The sequence below is a fragment of the Apibacter adventoris genome (assembly GCF_002964975.1).
GTDB lineage: Bacteria > Bacteroidota > Bacteroidia > Flavobacteriales > Weeksellaceae > Apibacter > Apibacter adventoris.
In genome coordinates this window covers 21,239-43,784 of sequence record NZ_PSZM01000025.1, presented here as the reverse complement: position 1 = coordinate 43,784, position 22,546 = coordinate 21,239, and the positions used below count along the sequence as shown (strand labels likewise).

At 30.5% G+C, this 22,546-nt stretch carries 18 protein-coding genes and 1 other RNA gene; 12 read left to right on the top strand and 7 right to left on the bottom strand.

Features of this window, described 5'->3' with window-relative positions:
• Nucleotides 1-282: 282 nt before the first annotated feature.
• Both C4S77_RS04000 and C4S77_RS03995 read right to left on the bottom strand, forming a co-directional pair.
• Entirely contained in the window at nucleotides 283-1,164 is an 882-nt protein-coding gene (locus tag C4S77_RS04000) for a PPK2 family polyphosphate kinase (protein ID WP_221404990.1), read from the bottom strand.
• 365 nt (nucleotides 1,165-1,529) lie between these two features.
• Complete coding sequence (locus C4S77_RS03995; RefSeq protein ID WP_105246224.1) at nucleotides 1,530-2,354, bottom strand: SAM hydrolase/SAM-dependent halogenase family protein; 825 nt, start codon at nucleotides 2,352-2,354, stop codon at nucleotides 1,530-1,532.
• A 67-nt stretch (nucleotides 2,355-2,421) separates the two neighbouring features.
• Between C4S77_RS03995 and C4S77_RS03990 the strand changes: the two genes are divergently transcribed.
• Nucleotides 2,422-3,372 carry a PhoH family protein gene (locus tag C4S77_RS03990; RefSeq protein WP_105193522.1) on the top strand — a complete coding sequence of 317 codons (951 nt, stop codon included), beginning with the start codon at nucleotides 2,422-2,424 and terminating at the stop codon, nucleotides 3,370-3,372.
• Between the two features lie 141 nt (nucleotides 3,373-3,513).
• Here C4S77_RS03990 and cmk read toward each other — a convergent pair whose 3' ends face one another.
• The 4 genes from cmk to rnpB all read right to left on the bottom strand — a co-directional run bounded on the left by cmk (nucleotide 3,514) and on the right by rnpB (nucleotide 6,708).
• On the bottom strand, nucleotides 3,514-4,221 hold the full coding sequence (cmk, locus tag C4S77_RS03985) for a (d)CMP kinase (protein WP_105246222.1): 708 nt from the start codon (nucleotides 4,219-4,221) through the stop codon (nucleotides 3,514-3,516).
• A gap of 61 nt (nucleotides 4,222-4,282) precedes the next feature.
• Entirely contained in the window at nucleotides 4,283-5,674 is a 1,392-nt protein-coding gene (locus C4S77_RS03980) for a type III PLP-dependent enzyme domain-containing protein (RefSeq protein ID WP_105193524.1), read from the bottom strand.
• Between the two features lie 92 nt (nucleotides 5,675-5,766).
• Complete coding sequence (locus C4S77_RS03975) at nucleotides 5,767-6,096, bottom strand: DMT family transporter (protein ID WP_105193525.1); 330 nt, start codon at nucleotides 6,094-6,096, stop codon at nucleotides 5,767-5,769.
• A gap of 298 nt (nucleotides 6,097-6,394) precedes the next feature.
• An RNA gene (gene rnpB, locus C4S77_RS03970) (RNase P RNA component class A) lies at nucleotides 6,395-6,708 on the bottom strand.
• A 96-nt stretch (nucleotides 6,709-6,804) separates the two neighbouring features.
• On the opposite strand from rnpB, the gene truB reads away from it, so the two are divergent.
• On the top strand, nucleotides 6,805-7,512 hold the full coding sequence (gene truB, locus C4S77_RS03965) for a tRNA pseudouridine(55) synthase TruB (RefSeq protein WP_105246220.1): 708 nt from the start codon (nucleotides 6,805-6,807) through the stop codon (nucleotides 7,510-7,512).
• Nucleotides 7,513-7,514: 2 nt separating this feature from the next.
• Here the strand turns inward: truB and C4S77_RS03960 are convergent, their stop codons facing one another.
• Nucleotides 7,515-8,294 (bottom strand): DeoR/GlpR family DNA-binding transcription regulator, encoded by a 780-nt coding sequence (locus tag C4S77_RS03960; protein ID WP_105193527.1) that lies wholly within the window; start codon nucleotides 8,292-8,294, stop codon nucleotides 7,515-7,517.
• Nucleotides 8,295-8,615: 321 nt separating this feature from the next.
• On the opposite strand from C4S77_RS03960, the gene C4S77_RS03955 reads away from it, so the two are divergent.
• The 10 genes from C4S77_RS03955 (at nucleotide 8,616) to C4S77_RS03910 (ending at nucleotide 22,444) form a co-directional block, all read left to right on the top strand.
• The gene (locus C4S77_RS03955; RefSeq protein WP_105246218.1) at nucleotides 8,616-9,413 is read left to right on the top strand and encodes an MIP/aquaporin family protein; all 798 of its coding nucleotides are present in this window, start codon (nucleotides 8,616-8,618) and stop codon (nucleotides 9,411-9,413) included.
• Between the two features lie 71 nt (nucleotides 9,414-9,484).
• Nucleotides 9,485-10,135, top strand: a complete 651-nt coding sequence (gene fsa / locus C4S77_RS03950) for a fructose-6-phosphate aldolase (protein WP_105193529.1) — start codon at nucleotides 9,485-9,487, stop codon at nucleotides 10,133-10,135.
• Between the two features lie 51 nt (nucleotides 10,136-10,186).
• Nucleotides 10,187-11,605, top strand: a complete 1,419-nt coding sequence (locus C4S77_RS03945) for a sn-glycerol-1-phosphate dehydrogenase (protein ID WP_105193530.1) — start codon at nucleotides 10,187-10,189, stop codon at nucleotides 11,603-11,605.
• Nucleotides 11,606-11,684: 79 nt separating this feature from the next.
• Complete coding sequence (locus C4S77_RS03940) at nucleotides 11,685-12,548, top strand: HAD-IIA family hydrolase (RefSeq protein WP_105193531.1); 864 nt, start codon at nucleotides 11,685-11,687, stop codon at nucleotides 12,546-12,548.
• Nucleotides 12,549-12,554: 6 nt separating this feature from the next.
• Complete coding sequence (gene araD, locus C4S77_RS03935) at nucleotides 12,555-13,256, top strand: L-ribulose-5-phosphate 4-epimerase AraD (RefSeq protein WP_105193532.1); 702 nt, start codon at nucleotides 12,555-12,557, stop codon at nucleotides 13,254-13,256.
• Nucleotides 13,257-13,312: 56 nt separating this feature from the next.
• Complete coding sequence (locus tag C4S77_RS03930; protein ID WP_105193533.1) at nucleotides 13,313-14,989, top strand: ribulokinase; 1,677 nt, start codon at nucleotides 13,313-13,315, stop codon at nucleotides 14,987-14,989.
• 85 nt (nucleotides 14,990-15,074) lie between these two features.
• A complete protein-coding gene (locus C4S77_RS03925; protein ID WP_105193534.1) occupies nucleotides 15,075-16,742 on the top strand; it encodes a ribulokinase in 1,668 nt (555 codons plus the stop codon).
• 825 nt (nucleotides 16,743-17,567) lie between these two features.
• Nucleotides 17,568-18,650 (top strand): NAD(P)H-dependent glycerol-3-phosphate dehydrogenase, encoded by a 1,083-nt coding sequence (locus C4S77_RS03920; RefSeq protein WP_105246216.1) that lies wholly within the window; start codon nucleotides 17,568-17,570, stop codon nucleotides 18,648-18,650.
• A gap of 63 nt (nucleotides 18,651-18,713) precedes the next feature.
• Nucleotides 18,714-20,396 carry a ribulokinase gene (locus C4S77_RS03915; protein ID WP_105246214.1) on the top strand — a complete coding sequence of 561 codons (1,683 nt, stop codon included), beginning with the start codon at nucleotides 18,714-18,716 and terminating at the stop codon, nucleotides 20,394-20,396.
• Between the two features lie 20 nt (nucleotides 20,397-20,416).
• Nucleotides 20,417-22,444 carry a transketolase family protein gene (locus tag C4S77_RS03910; protein WP_105246212.1) on the top strand — a complete coding sequence of 676 codons (2,028 nt, stop codon included), beginning with the start codon at nucleotides 20,417-20,419 and terminating at the stop codon, nucleotides 22,442-22,444.
• Nucleotides 22,445-22,546 lie beyond the last annotated feature (102 nt).

Below are 22,546 nucleotides of genomic sequence, written 5' to 3'. Positions count from 1 at the left end.
ATAATTTCATAAAATGAAAATACAAGAGTTATTTTTTTCAAATTCTGAAAAAAAAAATTCGTAACAAAGCATATGAAGGCCCTATAAATTAATATTTAAAAATTACCTTTGCAATAACAAAATATAGGGCTAAATAACACTAAATAATTCAATAAAAATTACAATTTGTTTTTTTAATAAAAAACTATTTGAAAAGTTTGATAACTTCAATATTTTCAAATGATATTAAAAAACAATTAAAAAAACTTTATTCTAAATTTAATAGGATTACTAAAAAAAAATTTATTCTTTAAGTAAATTCTTATATGAAATATCAAGTTCTTTTTTTTCTTGGTTATCTATATTCGGAAATTTAGGATGCATCTTTTTTAATGTTTCTTTAATTAAATATCCCATAATAAGTTGACCATAAGATTTATAATCACAAGGTATAATAAACCAAGGAGAATAATCTGTAGAAGTATTTTGCAAAGCCAAAGTAAATGCTTTTTGATATTGGTTCCAAAATTCTCGTTCTTTAAGATCCGAAGATGAAAATTTCCAATTTTTTTCCTTGTTTTCAATTCTTTTTATAAATCGTTTTTTTTGTTCATCTTTACTTATATTTAAAAAGAATTTTAAAACTTGAGTTCCATTATTTTCTAAGAATTTTTCAAATTTGTTTATTTCATCATATCTTTGATTGAAAAACTTTTCATTAATATCATTTAGAGAATTAACACTAGGGATGTTTTCATTGAGTATAAATTGAGGATGAACCCTACTTATTAACACATTTTCATAATGAGAACGATTGAAAATACCTATTTTTCCTTTCTGAGGAATTTTATTTTGATGTCTCCATAAATAATTATATTTATATTCTTGTGAGGTTGGGGTTTTAAAAGAAGTAACTTCTACCCCTTGAGGGTTGACGCCTGTCATAATTGCACGTATAGAACTGTCTTTTCCTGCTGCATCTATACCTTGAAATACTATTAATAAAGATTGTTTCCCTTCTGCATAAAGAATATTCTGATAATAATCAATTTCTTTTACAATATCAGATAACATTTTTTTATTTTTTTCTTTATCATGAAATTCTTTTGGTGCTTTAGTTTCATATTTTTTTAAATCTAGATCCTTGGAAAAAGGAACTATAAAATCTTTCATTTTAATTTCCATAATAATGTATTTTAAATTAAACTTTATTTAACCTTGTGTATATTTTTTTATTAGAAGTATATGAAATAATAATTATCGTATAATATCTTAATTAGCAATTGTTGTTAATATTAAAAGATCTTGATTAATAAGATAAGAAAAATTCATGCCATATTTTTTTATATTTATGAAATATTAATATATGAGTAAATCCTTCAATGACCATTTATAAATAGTTTTAAGCTGAATGTTTATTAAATATAGTTAAGTCTATTTTTCATATAGAAATATATCATAAACTTCTTTTTCTTTTTTTTGCTGAAAATCAATGAATTGAATTTAAAAATAATTATTTTAATTTGAAAAACTCAGTAAATTAAGAAAAATTATTCAAATACTAAGCGGATTTGTGTTCCTATATCTAAGCCCATTAAAGAACTAGCACCTCCTACAGTTTTTAAATTACTTTTATACATGGAAATTTGTATGTATCCTGAAGAATTGAAGATAGCCAAAGCTTTTCCATGAAACTTTTTTTCATCAGGTTCATTCCCTAAAAGATCTGAATATTTTGTAAATATTTTAGAAAATTTAGTATTTCTTGCAAAAAGAGTAAAAGGTCTGTTTTTACCAAATTGTTGAAATTGTTTTTGAGATATATTAGTTACCGCATTTCCATAATTATCAATATAAATTATTATTCCGGTAATACTATTATCCTCATTTTTTTCAATGGGTTTTAATTGTGTAAGTTTTTTAAATGTAGTTATTTTCCGTCCCACTAAATCGAGTTTTCCCCCTCTCGCTAAGTGACAGGCTACAGGGACAAATAGATCTTTTGTTAAAAAATGTATTTCATCATATTTATTAATGGTGATTTCTATTATTTGATCAGGATTTATTTCTTCAGCAATTAAAGATAAAATACCATTATCATTACAAATAAAAAAATGTCCATTAACTTCTGCCGCAATAGGTTTAATAAATGTATTGGGAAGCGCATCTACTCCTATAATATGAATGGTTCCTTTAGGAAAATCATTGTAAGAATTTTTTAAGATATAGGCCGTTTGTATTAAATCAAAAGGCATTATTTGATGAGATATGTCTACTACAGTTACCTCTGACAATTGAGTGTAGATACTTCCTTTCAAAGAAGCGACATGAAAATCATCTAAACCAAAATCTGTAGTAAGAGTTATTATTCCCATTTTTATTATCTCTAACACAAAGTTATTGCTTATTTTTGTTTTATAAAATTTCAAAATCAAGAAAAATTTGAATCATTTACAGATTAATTTAGAAGGAGTAGATTTAAAAATCTTTTATGGAGAATATAATCAGAATTTTAAAATATTGACCGATTTTTTTCCAAAATTAAAAATTACTGGTAGAGATAGAATTATTTCAGTTTCAGGGAATGATGAAGATTTGTTGTTTTTTAAAAACAAAGTAGCTGAAATTATCAAATACATTAATAAATACAACCGATTAAATGATATAGCATTAGAAGGAATTCTGAATCAAAATAAATTAGTAAATGAAACAGAGGCTAATTTAGATGATGTGATTGTTCATGGAATTGGAGGAAAGTTAATACGGGCTAAAACTGAAAATCTTAAAAAATTAGTAGAATCTGTAGGTTATAATGATATGGTATTTGCAATTGGACCGGCCGGTACAGGAAAGACTTATACAAGTGTAGCATTAGCAGTAAAAGCTTTGAAAAATAAAGAAGTTAAAAGAATAATCTTAACGCGGCCTGCTGTGGAGGCAGGGGAGAGTCTAGGTTTTTTACCTGGAGATTTAAAAGAAAAATTAGATCCTTATCTACAACCTTTATATGATGCTTTAAGAGATATGCTTAGTCATGAAAAATTATCTTCGTATTTGGAAAAAGGAATTATAGAAATTGCTCCTTTGGCTTTTATGAGAGGACGTACTCTAGATGGTGCCTTTGTTATTTTAGACGAAGCTCAAAACACAACTCATTTACAAATGAAAATGTTTTTAACACGCATGGGGCAAGATGCAAAATTTATAATAACAGGAGATCCGGGACAGATAGATTTACCTCACCATCAAAAGTCAGGCTTAAAAGAAGCAATTCGATTACTGCATGGTATAAAAGGAATTGGTTTCATTAAATTAACAGAGATTGATGTAGTTCGTCATAAATTAATTAAAAAAATATTAGAAGCTTATAGACAACACGAAGAAAAAGAATAGTATAAAGATATTAACTATAATATAATTATTTGTAAAAGATATTTTTTACGAATAATCAAAATTTGATAAATAGGATTTTTTAAATTATTATAATTGATTGGAATTTTACTTTATATTAAATTAAATATCAATAAAAATAAGTTATAAAGAAAATCTTTTAATAACAATTTGTTCCATTTTTTTGTAGGTTTCTTCTTGTGTTAAATATGTATTATCGATTAAAAATGCATCTGATGCCATAATTAAAGGAGAATCTTTTCTATTTTCATCTATATAATCCCTTTTTTGTAAATTCTTAGTAACTTTTTCTATGGTTAAAGATTTATCTTTTTTATGAAGTTCTAAAAATCTTCTTTTAGCTCTCTCTTCAACACTGGCAGTGATAAAAAATTTTAGGTCTGCATTAGGGAAAACTACTGTTCCAATATCTCTACCATCCATAACAATTCCTCCATTTTCTCCAATTTTCCTTTGTTGTTCAACCAAAAATTTTCTAATTGCTGATCTTTCTGCTATAGAAGATACCCATTCTGAAACTTTCATATTTCTAATTTCATTCTCAACATTTGCTCCATTTAAATAAGTATCGTTACTATAAAAATTAGGATTAAATTTAAAGTTAATGTGAATATCATTAAGATGTAACTCAAGCTTTGAAATATTTATATTTTGGTCTTCCCAAAAAAATTGAATTCCATACAATGTTACAGCCCGATACATAGCTCCGGTATCTATATGTTTCCAACCAAATTTTTTGGCTAACATTTTAGCATAAGAACTCTTTCCTGTAGATGAATAACCATCTATAGCAATTATAGGACTATATTTTTTAGGTTGTGGTATACTCATGAAATATTTTTAGTAGCATAAATAATATAACAATTAATCATAAAGATAAAAAAACAAATGTTTAATAACCTAAAATATCTAAAATTTCTTTATAAGTCTGTTCCTCTCTGAAAATTTTATAACTAAATTCACCTTCTTTATTCTTATCAATAAGAATATGTTTGGGTTGAGGTACCAAACAATGGTGTATACCTCCGAAGCCGCTAATGGAATCTTGGTAGGCTCCAGTATTAAAAAAACCAATATATAAAGGCTTATCTTCACTATAGATAGGTAAATATATAGCATTTACATGCTGTTCGGAATTGTAATAGTCATCACTATCACATGTTAGTCCCCCCAAAAAAACTCTTTCATAAGAATCTTCCCAACGATTGATTGGGAGCATTAGAAATCTTCTGGAAATAGCCCAAGAATCAGGTAGAGTAGTCATAAACGAACTATTTATCATATTCCATTTTTCTCGATCATTTTGTCTTTTTTGATTGAGAATTTTATATATTATACCACCGCTTTCTCCCACAGTATATGAACCAAATTCAGTATATATAGTGGGTTCTTCAACTCCTTCTTCCTCACAGAATTTTTTAATTTGATAGGTAATCTCATTAATCATATAATAATAATCATATTCAAAATTTAAGGAAGTTTTAATTGGAAATCCTCCTCCAATATTTAAAGAATCTACTTCCGGAGCTAATTTTTTAAGACGAGCATAAACCCTTAGACATTTGTATAATTCATTCCAATAATAAGACGTATCTTTAATTCCAGTATTGATGAAAAAATGAAGCATCTTTAACCTAGCGTGAGGATGATTCTGAATTTTTTGTGCATAAAATGGAACAATATCTCTATAGCCTATTCCTAAACGAGAAGTATAAAATTCAAATTTAGGTTCTTCTTCAGATGCTATACGTATTCCTACATTAAAGGTAGTATCAATACTATCAGAAAGTAAATCTAGTTCTCTAAAATTATCTAAAACAGGAATAATATTCGAAAAACCACCATTTATCATTTCTGAAATAGTCCGTAAGTATTCATCTGTTTTAAAACCGTTACATATTACTTCAATATCCTGCTTCACCAATCCCTTTTTATATATTTTTCTAATAATTTCCATATCATTAGAAAAAGAAGTTTCTAAGCTAATTTTATTTTTAAGAACTTCTTCTAATACAAATGAAAAATGACTTGATTTGGTACAATAACAATACCTGTAATTATTTTTATAATTATTTTCCTTAAAAGCTTTTTTAAACCAACGTTTCGTTTGCTGTATGTTTTGAGATATCTTGGGCAGATAATTAAATTTGAAAGGTGTACCAAATTTTTCAATTAAATCCATTAAAGGAATGTCATGAAAAAAAAGTTTACCTTCTTCCACCTTAAATTCAGGTTGTGGAAAATCAAAAGTTTGTTGTATTAAATCGTAGTATTTTATTTTCATTTGATGTTGAAAATTTAAGATGCAAATATCAAGAAAAAATTAGTACTGAAGTTGGATTTTTGTTAAAACTTAATATAAAAAAAATAAAATAATTAATTTTGAGATACCGCTTTCAAACCAATAATGGAACCAATTAAAGTAGTTATAAAAAATATTCTCCAAAAATTAGCAGGATCTTTAAAAACGAAAATTCCTATAAGTACTGTACCAACCGCTCCAATTCCGGTCCATACAGCATAAGAAGTGCCCAAAGGCAAATTTTGTGAGGCCTTAATTAGAAGTAACATACTCATAGTAAGACAAAGTAAAAATCCGAAAAACCAATAATATTTTTCAATACCGTTAACTTCTTTAACTTTACCTAAACAAGTTGTAAAACCAACCTCAAAAAGGCCTGCGATAACCAAAATAATCCAGTTCATTGAATTTGTTTTATAAAAGTTACAAAAATGAAAAGAAAAAAAGACTTTTTTTAATTTATAAAAAAATATTTTAACATTTTGTTTAAACCATTACTATTTGAAGTTATAATGGAAATAAATAATAGCTATAAACAGTTTCATTATAACTTGATGGTAATTTGTATCTATATAACTTAGTGTTAATTAAAAAAATAATATAATAATCTGGAATTAAGTTGCATACAACTCCGATTAAATTATTTTATGAATAATAATAGTTTGCATACCCATAATTCATCATATCTATAATATAGTAAATGAAAAAAGCAAATCAATAAGCCGGATTCTGTCATTTTTCAGTTCTGAAAAAGCCCTGTTATTTATCTAGAATAAGAATTACTTCTTACTTCAAACTGCTTACCCCCCGACATCGGACGGATAACCCTTATAAGTCGGTATACATAGCATTGCACCTCACAGAGTTTACCTGATTTCACTACAGCCTAACTGTACTTGCTTTCTGTTGCACTTGTCCTCACTTTACAGTGGACGGGCGTTACCCGCTGTGATATCCTATGGTGTCCGGACTTTCCTCTTTCATTAAAAATGAAAGCAACAAGGTTGATTTGCTTTCTGCAAAAATACGATATTTTCCCTAGTTTTGCATGTGAAAACTTTACACTACTTAAAAAACAATATTGTTGATTTATTTTAAATATAATAAATATTATGTATTCATTGAAAGAAATTGAAGATGGTAAAATTTTTTTAATAGATAAACCTTTAGATTGGACTTCGTTTGATATTGTTAACAAAATAAAATGGAAAATAAAAAAGCATTTTAAACTAAAAAAAATTAAAGTAGGACATGCCGGAACTTTAGACCCTAAAGCTACAGGGCTGTTAATTGTTTGTGTAGGCAAAGCAACCAAAAAGATACAAGAAATACAAGATGCATCAAAAATGTATACAGGTACAATAAAATTAGGTGTACAGACTCCATCTTTTGATACCGAAACAGAAGAATTTAATCATAAAAGCATTAATCATTTAACTGAAAAACAAATAAATGAAAATATACAATATTTTATAGGGGAAGAGATTTGGCAAAAACCGCCTGTTTTTTCTGCATTAAAAAAAGAAGGAAAGAGGTTATATGAAATTGCCAGAAAAGGAGAACAAATTGATATACCCTATAGAAAAATCTCAATATATGATTTTAAAATACATCGTATAGAGCTACCTTACATTCATTTTTCAATACATTGCAGTAAAGGGACATATATACGGTCCATCGCTCATGATTTTGGTAATAAGTTAGGGGTAGGAGGATATTTAACCCAATTACGACGTGAGAAAATAGGGAATTATTTAATTGAAAATTCTAATAATTCAATTATCGAAAAAGATGATTTTTTCCTTGAAAAACTTAAATGAAATTATTTAGCAATCACAACTTCAATTCCTAAATCTTCCAGTTTTTTATAGTATATAGAAGAAATTCCATCATCGGTAATTAAAACATGGATTTTATCTAAATCAGTAATCTTGCCAAAACCCCGTTTTCCTATTTTTGATGAATCCGCAACAACAATTACCTTTTCTGAATTGCGGATCATTAACTGATTCATTTTTGCTTCCAAGGTGCTGGAAGTAGATAAACCAAACTCAAAATCAATTCCATCAGCCCCTAAAAAAAGCTTATTACAAGAATAATTAGTAATCATAAGTTCTGCATATGGTCCCATAACAGAGCCAGATTTTGTTCGAACATCACCTCCTAGTTGGATTACATCCAAATTAGGATTGCCATATAATAGAGTGGCAGATTTAAGTGAAGAAGTTAAAATAGTGAGTTTCTCATAATGATTTCCGATGATTTGAGCTATATTCTGAGTGGTAGTACCGGAAGATATTATAATAAAATCATTATTTTTAATAAAATTTAGTGCAGTATTTGCAATTTTTGTTTTTTGTTCTACATTAATTGTTTCTTTTTTATTCACATTTCTTTCACCAATAATAAAAGATTCACGCGTTGCACCACCATGAGTTCTATATAATTTTCCTATTTTTTCTAAATGATTTAAATCTTTACGAATGGTTACTGCTGAAACAGTTAATTTTTTACATAAATCGGCAACTGAAACATAATGATTTACATTTAATTCATCTAAAATTTTTTGTTGACGGATATTATTTATGTTATTATTTTTCATTTAAAAATTACTTTTTATTTAAAGTGATAATGAAATGCAAAAATAAATAATTAATTTTATCCTAAAAATTGAAACATTATAAAGATAAATTATAGCAGATGTAAAGTTTCGTTATAGAAACTTGCAAATATATATATAACTATATGTTTTTCAATAATTTAATATATGTTTTCGATGTTGTTCTCTTATGTTATCTTATCAAACATGTCATTTATCATAAAAAAAATACAGTTTACCCATTGTATAGTTTCGATTTGGTAAATATATTTGCTTTATTGAAAATTAAATAACATTTTAAACTAAAACCAAAAAATTAAAATTATGGATGTAACAACAAAGTTTCTAGGAGAGTTATTAGGCTCATTCACTTTAATAGCCTTAGGGTGTGGAATAAATATGAATCTTAATCTCAACAAATCCTATGGCGAAGGAAACAAAGCAGCGATAAGCGGACCACTATCTTGGGGTTTTGCTGTAGCAATGGCAGTAATTGTATCTTCTCCTTTCGATACAGGGGGACATTTTAATCCGGCTGTAACAGTGGGTCAATGGGTAGCAGGAGTTTTAGATGCTAAATTTTTATTACCCTACATCGTAGCACAATTTATAGGTTGTTTTTTAGGAGCTATAGTAGTGTCATTTGTATATAAAGGACATTTTGATGCCACTTCTGACGACCCAGGAAAACTATTAGGAGTATTCGCTACAAGTGCTTCAATTAGAAAAAATAACGGAGTTTTCAATTTTTCTGCAGAAACAATAGCAACTTGTTTCCTTGTATTTATAGGATTAGCAATGGGGGCTAACCATGGTGGAGAAGTTGTGGTAAATGCTCAAGTAAAAAATGTAAGCCACATGGTAGGATTTGGATCTTTAGGCGCTTTGCCTTCCGGATTTATGATTTTTGCTATAGGTATGGCTTATGGAGGGGTAACAGGTTGGTCTTTAAATCCTGCTAGAGATTTAATGCCTAGATTAGTACATCAGATATTGCCAATAAAAGGAAAAGGTAATAGTGAGTGGGGGTACGGAATAATATATGCTTCTATTGCACCAATGATTGGAGGGTTAATAGCAGCAGCCATATATTTAAGTGTTCAAGATTATTTTATAAAATAAGAATTAAATAATAAAAAATTAGAATATAAATATATATATTCAAAATAAAAAACAAATTAAAATATCTAAGGATGAAATTTTTTATAGACACTGCAGATTTAGAGCAGATTAAGAAAGCTCAAGAATTAGGAGTATTAGATGGGGTTACTACTAACCCCTCTATAATGGCAAAGGTTGGTATTACCGGTAAAGAAAATATTCATGCACATTATAAAGCTATATGCAATATTGTAGATGGAGATGTGAGTGCAGAAGTACTTTCAACAGATTACGAAGGTATAATCAGAGAAGGAGAGGAGCTAGCTAAAATAGATAAACAAATTACAGTTAAAGTTCCTATGATTTATGATGGAGTAAGAGCAATTAAATATTTTTCAAGCAAAGGAATAAAAACAAATTGTACTCTTGTATTTTCTTCAGGTCAGGCTATTTTGGCAGCTAAAGCGGGTGCTACATATGTTTCACCATTTATCGGTAGGTTAGATGATATTTCTACTGATGGGTTAAATCTTATTGAAGAAATTAGAACTATTTATGATAATTATGGTTATAAGACAGAAATATTAGCCGCTTCTATAAGATCGCCTATGCATATTATAAATTGTGCTAAAATTGGAGCAGATGTAATAACATCACCTTTAGCTCCAATTTTAAATCTACTTAAACACCCATTAACAGATAATGGTTTAGCACAATTTATAGAAGATGCTAAAAAATTATAATTTATTTTATTTAATAAACTAAAATATAGAATAAACATTTAAAAAATTAATATGTCAAAAGAAAGTATAGCTTCTGCCCTCAAACAAGCGACAGAAACAAAGTTTTTGGAAATAGGTTCAGGTATTTTAAATAAAGTACCTAATATATTTAAAGATCAGTTTCCAGGTAAAAAAGCTATTATTATAGCAGATCCTAATACCTACAGAGTTGCAGGGAAAGAAGTACATGAAGCCTTAAAAAATGCAAATTTAGAAGGTGTAGAACCCTATATTTTAGATGATCCTAATTTATATGCGGATTATATTTTTGTTGAACAAATAAGAGATTATTTAAGAGATAAAGATGTTACTCCCATAGCAGTAGGATCTGGTGTTATCAATGATTTAACTAAAAGAGCTAGTTCAGAATTAAAACGCCCTTACATGTGCGTAGCTACTGCAGCATCTATGGACGGATATTCTTCTGCTGGAGCATCAATCACTAATAAAGGTGCAAAAATAACTCATGCATGTGAAGCTCCACAAGCATTAGTTGCAGATATTGATATTATATCAAAAGCTCCATCATTAATGACTGCCTCAGGGTATGCAGACTTATATGCAAAAGTAGTTTCAGGTGCAGATTGGCTTCTTGCAGCTGAATTAGCAGATCCAAACAAACCTAAAAAAGGTATAGAACCAATCACAAGTGCATGGAATATTGTACAGGATGGATTAGCAGAATCTTTACAAGATCCTGTAGGAGCAAAAAATGGAGATCATAAAGCTATAGAATTATTAACTGAAGGGTTAATGTTAGGCGGTTTTGCGATGCAATCTATGGAATCATGGGGAGCAGGAGTAAGCCGTCCGGCATCAGGATCAGAACATCAATTTAGCCACCTTTGGGATATGGAACATCATACTTTTAAAGGAGAGATGGCTAAAAAATTTGGATTGTATCCTAACCAAGATGAACAAGCCCCTTCACATGGGTTTAAAGTAGGGATTGGAACTTTAGCAATAACTGCTATGTATGAAGTAATGCTTAAAACTCCAATAGAACAATTAGACGTTGAGGCTGCAGTTGAAAAATGGCCTTCATTAGAAGTACAATTAAAAGAAATTGATGAAATGTTCGGTGGAACAGATATACATCCGTTTGCAACTACTCAAACTTCAGATAAGTATGTAACCAAAGAAGAATTGAGAGAACAATTAAATAAAATTAAATCTAACTGGTCTGTATTAAAAGATAAGCTTAGAAAACAAGTAATTCCTTTTGAAGAAACTAAAAAACGTTTATCAGCAGTAGGAGCTCCTGTAGAACCAGAACAAATCGGAATAACTAGAAAAAGATTAAAAGATAGTTTTTACCGAGCACATAAAATCCGAAGCAGATATACGATTTTAGATTTTGCCTATAGAGCAGGATATTTTGATCAATGGATTGAAGAATTATTTGGAGAAAATGGAGTTTTAAAAGGTTAATATTTAATTATACCACACTTATATTATAATTATTTTTTAGCTTATATAGGTGTGGTTTTTTTATTGAAAATCAAAAAATATGAAAAATCATATTACAGATAATAGTCAAATTTCCCCAGAACTTTTAAATAAAATAAAAAAGATAAAGCATGTAGCATTAGATATGGATGGAACCATATATAATGGAACTACTTTATTTCCATTTACAATTAGTTTTCTAAACAAACTGAAAGAATTAGGCATAAGCTATTCTTTTCTCACTAATAATCCTTCAAAAAGTATTGAAGATTATCTGAAAAAACTAGAAAATTTGGGGATTTCAGCTACAGAAGAAGAAATGTATTCTTCAGCAGTGGCTACGATTGATTATTTGAAAAATAACTATCCGGAAGCAAAAAGATTATTTATACTAGGTACTCCAAGTATGATTAAACAATTTGAAAAAGCCGGATATATTTCAACAGAAGATTCTGCAGAAGATATACCTGATGCATTAGTTGTAGCTTTTGATATGACATTGACTTACGAGAGATTATGTAGAGCTTCCTGGTGGGCAAAACAGAATATTTTATATGTAGCAACAAACCCGGATAGAGTATGTCCTACCGACCAGCCCGTTGTTTTAGTAGATTGTGCTTCAATTTATTCATGTATTGAGACAGCTACAGGACGTAAGCCAGATATTGTTTTAGGAAAGCCGCAAAAAGAAATGCTAGATGGAATTTTAACTTCAAAAAAATTAAAACCAGAAGAAGTAGCCATGGTAGGAGATCGTATTTATACAGATATGATGATGGCTCACAATGCAGGAGCTTTTGGTGTTTTGGTCCTTACAGGAGAAGCAACCTTAGATGATGCAAAAAAAGCAGATCCTGAATTAGACATCATTTTGCCTAGTATTGAAACACTAGGTAATTTAATAGAATATTCACACTTAAAATAGAAAAAAATGGGAAAATATAGCTATATAAAAGAAGAAGCATACGAAGGAAATTTATTACTTCCCAAACTAAACTTAGTATTATTTACTTGGGGAAATGTTAGCGTGGCAGATCATAAAGAAGGTGTATTTGCAATAAAACCCAGTGGAGTTCCGTATGATAAATTAACTATTGAAAGTATGGTAATAGTGGATTTTGAAGGAGAAGTTATTGAAGGAAATTTAAGACCTTCTTCTGATACCCCAACTCATGCAGTTCTTTATCAACATTGGAATGATGTAAATTCTATAGTTCATACACACAGCACCTATGCTACAGCGTGGGCGCAATCACAACTTGATATACCTATTTTCGGGACTACACATGCAGATCATACTACATCTGACATACCATGTGCGCCACCAATGAGTGATGAGATGATAAAGGGAGATTATGAATATCAAACAGGTTTTCAAATACTAAATATCTTAAAAGAAAAAAAATTAAATCATAAAGAAATGGAAATGGTTTTAGTAGGAAACCATGCTCCATTTACATGGGGGGAATCAGCCATAAAAGCAGTTTATAATAGTGCTGTATTGGAAAACGTAGCTAAAATGGCCTATCTAACACGACAAATAAATCCCAAAGCACCTAAATTAAAAGATGCATTAATCAATAAGCATTACGAAAGAAAACATGGGGCTAATGCCTATTATGGACAAAAATAAAATAGACAAATAAATAAGTATAAACACATACAATAAAACTAAATAAAGCAAAAAAAATGGAAAAAATTTCAAATAATTTGGTTATAGGAATTGATTATGGTACAGACTCGGCGAGAGCTATGCTGATGGATGCCGAAACGGGAAAAGAATTAGCACTATCAGTAAAAGAATATCCAAGATGGAAAAAAGGTTTATACTGTGATCCTGTAAATTTTCAGTTTAGACAACATCCGTTAGATTATATAGAAGTGCTAGAATATATTGTAAACGATGTAGTACGTACAGTACCTGATTCGAAAAATAAAATAAAAGCACTAGCTATAGATGTTACTTGTTCAACACCAATAGTAGTAGATAAAGAAGGAACGCCATTAGCTTTAAGATCCGATTTTGCAGAAAATCCTAATGGAATGTTTATTCTATGGAAAGATCATACAGGAGTTAGAGACTGTGATCAGATTAATGAATTTTCTAAAAAATGGCATACAGATTATACAAGATATTGTGGAGGTGGGGGTAATTACTCAGCAGAGCATTTTTGGGCAAAAGCTTTACATATTTTCAGAGTTGACCCTGAAGTAAAGGAAGTAGGATACTCTTTTGTTGATGCCTGCGATTGGTTATCCAATGTAATAGTAGGAATTAACAAACCAGAAGAATTAAAAAGAAATATTTGTACAGCAGGGTTTAAAGTATTATGGAATAAAGAATGGGGAGGCTACCCTCCTAACGATTTCTTTAAGTCATTAGATCCGGCTCTAGACGGGATAGTAGATACTTTCTCTAAAAAAGTCTATACCTGCGTAGAACCTATAGGAAATTTAACAGAAGAATGGGCAAAAAGATTAGGACTTACTACCCAAGTTAAAGTAGCAGCAGGAAATATAGATGCTCATGCAGGAGGTATTGGTGCTGGGGTAAAAAATAAAGCCATAGTACAAATTATAGGAACCTCTACTTGTGACATAATTGTAGGACCTAAGAGCAATGAAAATACATTGATTTCAGGCATTTCAGGACAAGCAGATGATTCAGTAATTCCAGGAATGGTAGGGTATGAAGCAGGACAATCCGTATATGGTGATTATTATGCATGGTTTAAAAAAGTTCTAATGTGGCCGCTTCGAGAAATATTTGCCAAAACCGAATATATAGATGGAGCTACTAAAGAAAAAGTTATACAAGAAGTATATGATAAAATGATTCCTGAGTTAGCTAGACAAGCAAAGGTTATACCTGCAACAGATAGCCATATAGTTGCTACTGACTGGATCAATGGTAGAAGAACCCCTAATGTAGATTATGACTTAAAAGGAACGATTACAGGTTTAACACTTTCAAGTTCAGCTCCTTTATTGTATAAGTCTATAGTAGAAGCAACCGCATACGGTTCAAGAGCTATAGTTGAACAATTTATTAATAATGGAATTGAAATAGAAGAAATTATAGCAGTAGGAGGAATTTCGCAAAAATCACCTTATGTAATGCAAGTGCTTTCAGATGTTTTAGGCATGCCTATTAAAGTAATAGCTACAAGAGAAGCTTGTGCTTTAGGAGTAGCAATGTGTGCAGCTGTAACAGCAGGAGTATACTCTAAACTAGAAGAAGCTCAAGAAAAAATGGGAATGGGAATATCTACCATTTATTATCCTAATGAAGAAAATCATTCACATTATAATATTGAATATAAAAAATACCAACAGTTAGAGAAAATTAAAGATCTAACTAAATAGTTAAAAATAGTATAAATAAGAAAAAAGATAATTTAAATTATTCTTTTCTCTATTTATAAAGTATAAAACTAAAAAAAACAAAAAAATGGAATTATCAAATAATTTAGTAATCGGTTTAGATTATGGAACAGATTCTGGGAGAGCTATCTTAATGGATGCAGAATCTGGTAAAGAATTAGCGCTTTCACTAAAAGAATATCCCAGATGGAAACAAGGATTATATTGTGATCCGGTAAAATCTCAATTTAGACAACATCCATTAGATTATTTAGAAGTATTAGAATATATAATAATTGATGTGTTAAAAAAAGTGCCTGGAGCAGCTGAAAAAGTTAAAGCTATCAGTGTAGATATGACCGGATCTACTCCTGTAGCGGTAAATAGGGAAGGTACTCCATTATCTCTACTTCCTGAATTTTCAGAAAATCCGGATGCGATGTTTGTCCTTTGGAAAGATCACACAGGACAGAAAGACAATGATTATATAAACGATTTTTCTAAAAAATGGCATATTGATTATACAAAATCTGCAGGATGTGGAGATTATTCAACAGAACATTTCTGGACAAAAGCTTTGCATATCTTTAGAATTCCTGAGATAAGACAAGCAGCTCATTCATTTGTAGAATCAAGCGATTGGTTACCAGGTATACTTTGTGGTATTACAAAGCCAGAGGATTTAAAAAGAGGAATGGGGATAGCAGGTTCTCGTGTAATGTGGAATAAAGAATGGGGAGGATACCCGCCAAATGAATTTTTTAAAGCTATGGATCCTGCTCTAGATGGATTAGTAAATACTTTCAATAAACAAGCTTTCACTTGCGATCAGGCAGCTGGTACTATTACAGAACAATGGGCAAATAAATTAGGTCTGCCTAAAAACGTAATTATAGCAGTAGGAAATTTAGACTGTCATGCAGGAGCAATTGGAGCCGGTGTTAAAGATAAAGCAATGGTGGAAATTGTAGGAACTTCTACCTGTGCTATTACTGTAGGGCCTAAAAAATTAGGAAATAAATTAATACCCGGTATACCTCAACAAGCAGATGATATTATTCTTCCAGGAATGACTGGCTTTGAAGCAGGGCAATCTGCATTTGGAGATTTATATGCATGGTTTAAAAGAATGTTAATGTGGCCATTAGACAATATTATGTTAAAATCAAATATTGGAGATGCAGAGACCCGACAAAAACTGAGAGATGAAGTTTATGCAGAAATGATACCTAATTTAGCAAGACAAGCAAAAGTTATCCCTCCTAAAGATAGTCAAATTATAGCGACAGATTGGATTAATGGAAGAAGATCACCTAATGTCGATTATGATTTAAAAGGAACAATTACCGGACTAGCCCTATCAAGTATAGCTCCTTTGGTGTATAAATCACTAGTTGAGGCTACAGCCTATGGTGCAAGAAATATAATTGATAGATTTATAGATAATGGAATAGAGTTAAATGAAATTATTGCAGTAGGAGGAATCTCACAAAAATCACCTTATGTCATGCAAGTAATGGCAGATGTAATCGGAATGCCAATAAAAGTAATCGCCACTAGAGAAGCATGTGCCTTAGGGGTAGCTATGTGTGCTTCAGTTGTAGCCGGGGTATATGAAAATTTGGAAGAAGCACAAAGAAAAATGGGAATGGAAATATCAACTATTTACTATCCTAATCAGGAACATCACGAACATTACAATTCAGAATTCAAAAAATATCTACAATTAGAGGATATAAAAAAACTTGCAGAATAAATAATTAAAAAACTAAAAAATTAATGATTTAGTATCTTTAGAGTATTTTAAATAGTGTTGAAGTTGTTTATATAAAAAAATGGATGAATCCGTAAAATTATAAACAACTTCAATTGCTATTGTAGAAATTTAAAAAAAAGAATATTACTAAGTACAAAATAAGTCAGTATCAAGAAAAAACATTTTTCTTAAAAATCAATCTAAAAGTTCTGATTTTCAACACTATATTATAAATCATGCAAATAAGTTAAAAAGTTATATAGCTGATCATTATATTTTAGATAAATCTACTTTTTACTTCTAGCTTAAATATTAAAGTTTTTAAATACATTTTTTATGTAATACTAAATTTTTTGAGAAGAAAATGATTTTAAAAGTTATAATAACTTATAAATAATCAATAATATACAATAACCAATTAACTTATTAAAGTATAGTAGTTAATTATTAATTATATATAAAATTAAATATATAAAAAAAGCAATATTAAATGATTTTTATATATTTTGAAATCGTAAATTATATTTCTTTTATTTTATTATATATTTCGAAAAAATAATTAATAAATATTAATTAAATATGGATACATTTATTTATATGTCTGTAAATTAGTATTTTATATTTATATATTTGCATATATGATTTCTTTCATATATGATATATTTTTATATAATATAGCCTGAAAATATTTTTTAATTCTTTATTTTTGTAAAATAATAATTACCAAACAGAAATTGAATAAATTTTTTGTATATAGAGTTTTAATTATATAATAAAGATTAAATAATATATTAGAATTAAAAAAATAATACAATATTGAATAAAATGGCAAATACTGAAAAAGCAAAAGTAGCAATAATAGGATCAGGAATTATGGCGACAGCCTTAACATTTCCGTTAGCTGAAAATGGACATGAAGTGCATTTAGTAGGTACGCATTTAGATAGGGATATTATAGATTCAATACAAAAAACGGGAATTCATCCTAATTTAGGATTAAAAATACCTTCAAGTGTAAAAGCTTACCAATTAGAACAAATAGAAGAAGCCTTTGATGGAGCAGATGTAGCCATGTCTGGAGTGAATTCATTTGGTGTAGATTGGGTAGGAGAGCAGTTGGCAAAGGTAGTTAAACCAGGAATGATGGTATTTTCCATAACCAAAGGTATGCAGGCAGATTCAGAAGGAAATCTGGCTATTCTTCCTGAAGTGATTAAAAAGTATTTTCCTGAAGATTTAGTTCGTTCTGTTACATGGTCAGCAGTTGTAGGTCCTTCTATAGCCGGAGAAGTAGCAGTACATCACGATACTTGTGTAGTTTTTTGTGGAGAAGATCAAGCATCATTAAATAGACTAGCTAATATGTTCCGTACAGATTATTATCATGTTTGGACATCTACTGACATTGTTGGTATGGAAGTAGCTGCTGCAACAAAAAATATATATGCTTTTGCTGCAGGATTTAATGAAGGTATCAGAGATAAAAATAGAGAGCAAAATGATCGTTATGTGAGATTCAATTACGGTTCGGCTGTATTTGCTCAGGGGCAGGTAGAACTTACACAGTTTATGCAATTACTATCAGATAACCAAGTATTAAGTCCTAAGCATCTCTTAGTAGGATCAGGAGATATGTTTGTAACCTCTATGGGTGGAAGAAATGTGAAAGCAGGTCGATATGTAGGAGCAGGAATTCCATTTTCAGAAGTAAGAGATGTCCATATGAAAGGAGTTACTATGGAGGGTGTGGCAGCAATAAAAGTAATTGGAGGAGCTATGGCACCTTTAACTAAACGAGGAATAATAAAAGAAACGGATTTCCCTTTATTAAGACATCTTTATGATATTATAGTTAATGACAAACCACTTAATATGCCTTGGGAAAAGTTTTTTGACGGAGAAAAATAGAAAAATCTATTTAAAAACTAAAAAAGAAAGAAAAATAAACACAAAACAAAACTACACAAAATAATGGAGAAAGATAGTTATATATTAGGAGTAGACTTTGGTACTCTTTCAGTAAGAAGTACAATTGTTAGAGTAAGTGATGGCTTTGAAAAAGGAACAGCAGCCGTAGAGTATAAGCATGGAGTTATGGATACTCACCTTACAGCTAGTGAAGGTGAACCTTTGCCTCCTGACTTTGCATTACAGGTACCTGCAGACTACTTAAAAGCATTTCACAAATCGGTTCATGGGGCTATTGAAAATTCTGGAGTATTAATACGCCATATTATAGGAATAGGGATTGATTTTACCTCTTCAACAGTTTTAGCTACAGATGAGAAAGGTACTCCATTAAGTGATTATCCTCAATTCAAAAATCGTCCACATGCATATGCAAAATTGTGGAAACACCATGGAGGGAATAGCCAAGCAAAACGTTTGCTAGAAGTGGCAAAAAAAAGAAATGAATCGTGGTTACCTCGTTATGGAGGATTACTATCTTCAGAATTGGCATTACCTAAAGTATTGGAAACCTTTGAAGAAGATCGGGAAATATATGATAAAGCTGCCTATTTTGTAGATGCAACAGATTGGATTGTTTGGCTTTTAACAGGGAAATTAGTATATGCCAGTGGAGACTCAGGATTTAAAAGACATTTTCAGGATGGGCAATATCCAAGCTCTGAATATTTAGAAGCAGTAGCGCCCGGATTTGGGAACATGTTTATTGATAAAATGAGTGGCCCTGTACAACCTTTAGGGTCAAAAGCTGGAGAGTTAACAGATAAAATGGCAGAATGGTTAGGATTAAATCCCGGAATATCCGTAGCTGTAGGTAATATAGATGCGCATGTAACCGCTGCAGCTATTAAAGCAGTAGAACCGGGTATTATGACAGCCATTATCGGAACTTCAGCTGTTTATTTAGTGAATGCCGAAGATTTTAAAGAGGTTCCGGGTATGTTGGGAATTGTGTATGAAGGAATTAATGAAGGATTATGGTGTTTTGAAGCAGGACAGTCGGCATTTGGTGATTTATTTGCTTGGTTTATATCAAATTGCGTACCCGAAGAATATGAAGTAGAAGCTAAAAAAGAAGGGATAAATATTCATGATTACCTAACCAGAAAGGCCTCATCTCAGGAAATAGGAGAACATGGACTTATCGCATTAGACTGGCATAATGGCAATCGATCCATTTTATCAGACGCACATCTTTCCGGACTTATTTTAGGACAGTCATTAATAACCCGGGCTGAAGATATTTACAGAGCATTATTAGAATCTTGTGCATTTGGAGCTAGAAAGATCATTGAAACAATTAAAAATAACGGAGTAGAAATTAAAGAAATTGTTGCAGCAGGAGGTTTATTAAAAAACAAATTTTTAATGCAAATGCTCAGTGATGTTACCCGAATTCCACTTTCAATTTCAGATGCCTCCCTAGTAGGAGCTTTAGGCTCTGCAATATACGGAGCAGTAGCCGCGGGGTGTTATAAAAACTTGCAAGAGGCTTCAAATGCAATGGGAAATAAAGTGCCTAATGTATATAAACCTCATGAAAATAGATCAATAAAATATGACAAATTATATCAGGAATATTTAATTTTACATGATTATTTTGGAACAGGGCAAAATAATGTAATGCATAGACTTAAAGCCATTAGAGAGGAAGCAATTAAAGAAAAAAACTATAAAAAAAATTAAGATAAAACAAAAAAATAAACATGAACGATATTAAAATTTTAAATAAAGCAGCAGATAACATTAGAATTTTAGCTGCTTCTATGGTAGAAAAAGCAAAATCAGGGCATCCGGGCGGAGCTATGGGAGGAGCTGATTTTATAAATATTTTATATTCCGAGTTTTTAGAATATGATCCTAAAAATCCAAGATGGGAGGGAAGAGACAGATTTTTTATGGATCCGGGGCATATGTCTCCGATGTTGTATTCTACTCTGGCTTTAGTAGGTAAATATTCTATGGATGATCTAAAACAATTCCGCCAATGGGGAAGTGTTACTCCTGGACATCCGGAATTGGATGTAGATAGAGGGGTAGAGAACACTTCAGGACCTTTGGGACAAGGCCATGCTTATGCAGTAGGAGCCGCTATTGCTGCAAAATTTTTAAAAGCACGTTTAGGAGATGTAATGAATCAGACTATTTATGCTTTTATTTCTGACGGAGGAATTCAAGAAGAAGTTTCCCAAGGAGCAGGACGTATTGCAGGACATTTAGGATTGGATAATCTTGTTATGTTTTATGATTCAAACGGCATACAACTATCTACTAAAGTAGCAGAAGTAAATGAAGAAAATGTAGCTGCTAAATACGAAGCATGGGGGTGGAAAGTAATTACTATAGAAGGCAATAATCCGGAAGCAATACGTAATTCATTAAAAGAAGCAAAAGCCGAAAAAGCAAAACCTACTTTAATTATAGGTAAAACTATAATGGGTAAAGGAGCGGTAACAAAAGAAGGTAAATCTTTTGAAAATCAAGTATCTACTCATGGACAACCTTTAGGAGATGCCGGAGCAAGTTTAGAAAAAACTATTGAAAACTTAGGTGGAAATCCACAAGACCCATTTGTTATTTTTCCTGAAGTAAAAGAACTATATGCCAAAAGAGAAGCAGAGTTATTAAAATTAGTAGAAGAAAAAAAATCTCAAAAAAATAAATGGGCTCAGGAAAATCCTGAATTAGCTAAAAAGTTAGAAGTTTGGTTTAGTGGTGTAGCACCTAAAGTGGATTGGAGCAAAATTGAACAAAAACCTAATGCAGCTACTCGTGCAGCTTCTGCAACAGTATTAGCAACCTTAGCCCAACAGGTGGAAAACATGATTGTTTCTTCTGCCGACTTGTCTAATTCTGATAAAACTGATGGGTTTTTAAAACATACACATGCTTTAACCAGAGGAGATTTTTCTGGTGCATTTCTTCAGGCAGGAGTTGCTGAATTTACCATGGCTTGTTTATGTTTAGGAATGAGTTTACATGGAGGAGTTATTCCGGCTTGTGCAACATTTTTTGTATTCTCAGATTATATGAAACCAGTAATCAGAGTGGCAGCTTTAATGGAGCAACCTGTTAAATTTATTTGGACACATGATGCTTTCAGAGTAGGAGAAGATGGACCTACCCATGAACCTGTTGAGCAAGAAGCACAGATACGTTTAATGGAAAAATTACAAAATCATAAAGGTCATAATTCTATGTTAGTTTTACGACCTGCAGATGTACAAGAAGCAACTGTAGCTTGGAAATTAGCTATGGAAAATACACATACACCTACAGGACTTATTTTTTCTCGCCAGAATATAAAAGATATTCCATCTCAGGGAAAAAGATATGAAGAGGCATTACAATCAGAAAAAGGGGCTTATATTGTACAAGAAGATAAAAACTTTGATGTTATTTTATTAGCTTCTGGATCTGAGGTATCAACATTAGTAGAAGGAGCTGAATTATTACGAAAAGACGGAATAAAATCAAGAATTGTATCTGTTCCTTCAGAAGGGTTATTCAGAAGTCAATCTAAAGAATATCAAGAATCTATATTACCTAAAGATAAAAAGAAATTTGGTTTAACTGCAGGTTTGCCTGTAAATTTACTAGGATTAGTAGGAGATTCAGGTAAAATATGGGGATTAGAATCTTTTGGTTATTCTGCACCTGCTTCAATCCTAGATCAAAAGTTAGGTTTTACCCCTGAAAATGTATATAAACAAGTTAAAGAATATTTAGGTTAAAATTCATAAAATTGTAAAGGGTCCATATTTGTGGTTATTTGTGGACATATATAGAAAGAAGAATTATTTTAATTCTTCTTTCTTAATTTTACTAAATTAAAA

Coding starts and splice junctions, on each gene's coding strand:
- cmk (WP_105246222.1), bottom strand. CDS start 4,221: ATGAGTATACCACAACCTAAAAAATATAGTCCTATAATTGCTATAGAT.
- C4S77_RS04000 (WP_221404990.1), bottom strand. CDS start 1,164: ATGGAAATTAAAATGAAAGATTTTATAGTTCCTTTTTCCAAGGATCTA.
- C4S77_RS03945 (WP_105193530.1), top strand. CDS start 10,187: ATGTCAAAAGAAAGTATAGCTTCTGCCCTCAAACAAGCGACAGAAACA.
- C4S77_RS03975 (WP_105193525.1), bottom strand. CDS start 6,096: ATGAACTGGATTATTTTGGTTATCGCAGGCCTTTTTGAGGTTGGTTTT.
- C4S77_RS03995 (WP_105246224.1), bottom strand. CDS start 2,354: ATGGGAATAATAACTCTTACTACAGATTTTGGTTTAGATGATTTTCAT.
- truB (WP_105246220.1), top strand. CDS start 6,805: ATGTATTCATTGAAAGAAATTGAAGATGGTAAAATTTTTTTAATAGAT.
- C4S77_RS03930 (WP_105193533.1), top strand. CDS start 13,313: ATGGAAAAAATTTCAAATAATTTGGTTATAGGAATTGATTATGGTACA.
- araD (WP_105193532.1), top strand. CDS start 12,555: ATGGGAAAATATAGCTATATAAAAGAAGAAGCATACGAAGGAAATTTA.
- C4S77_RS03920 (WP_105246216.1), top strand. CDS start 17,568: ATGGCAAATACTGAAAAAGCAAAAGTAGCAATAATAGGATCAGGAATT.
- C4S77_RS03925 (WP_105193534.1), top strand. CDS start 15,075: ATGGAATTATCAAATAATTTAGTAATCGGTTTAGATTATGGAACAGAT.
- C4S77_RS03940 (WP_105193531.1), top strand. CDS start 11,685: ATGAAAAATCATATTACAGATAATAGTCAAATTTCCCCAGAACTTTTA.
- C4S77_RS03915 (WP_105246214.1), top strand. CDS start 18,714: ATGGAGAAAGATAGTTATATATTAGGAGTAGACTTTGGTACTCTTTCA.
- fsa (WP_105193529.1), top strand. CDS start 9,485: ATGAAATTTTTTATAGACACTGCAGATTTAGAGCAGATTAAGAAAGCT.
- C4S77_RS03980 (WP_105193524.1), bottom strand. CDS start 5,674: ATGAAAATAAAATACTACGATTTAATACAACAAACTTTTGATTTTCCA.
- C4S77_RS03960 (WP_105193527.1), bottom strand. CDS start 8,294: ATGAAAAATAATAACATAAATAATATCCGTCAACAAAAAATTTTAGAT.
- C4S77_RS03955 (WP_105246218.1), top strand. CDS start 8,616: ATGGATGTAACAACAAAGTTTCTAGGAGAGTTATTAGGCTCATTCACT.
- C4S77_RS03910 (WP_105246212.1), top strand. CDS start 20,417: ATGAACGATATTAAAATTTTAAATAAAGCAGCAGATAACATTAGAATT.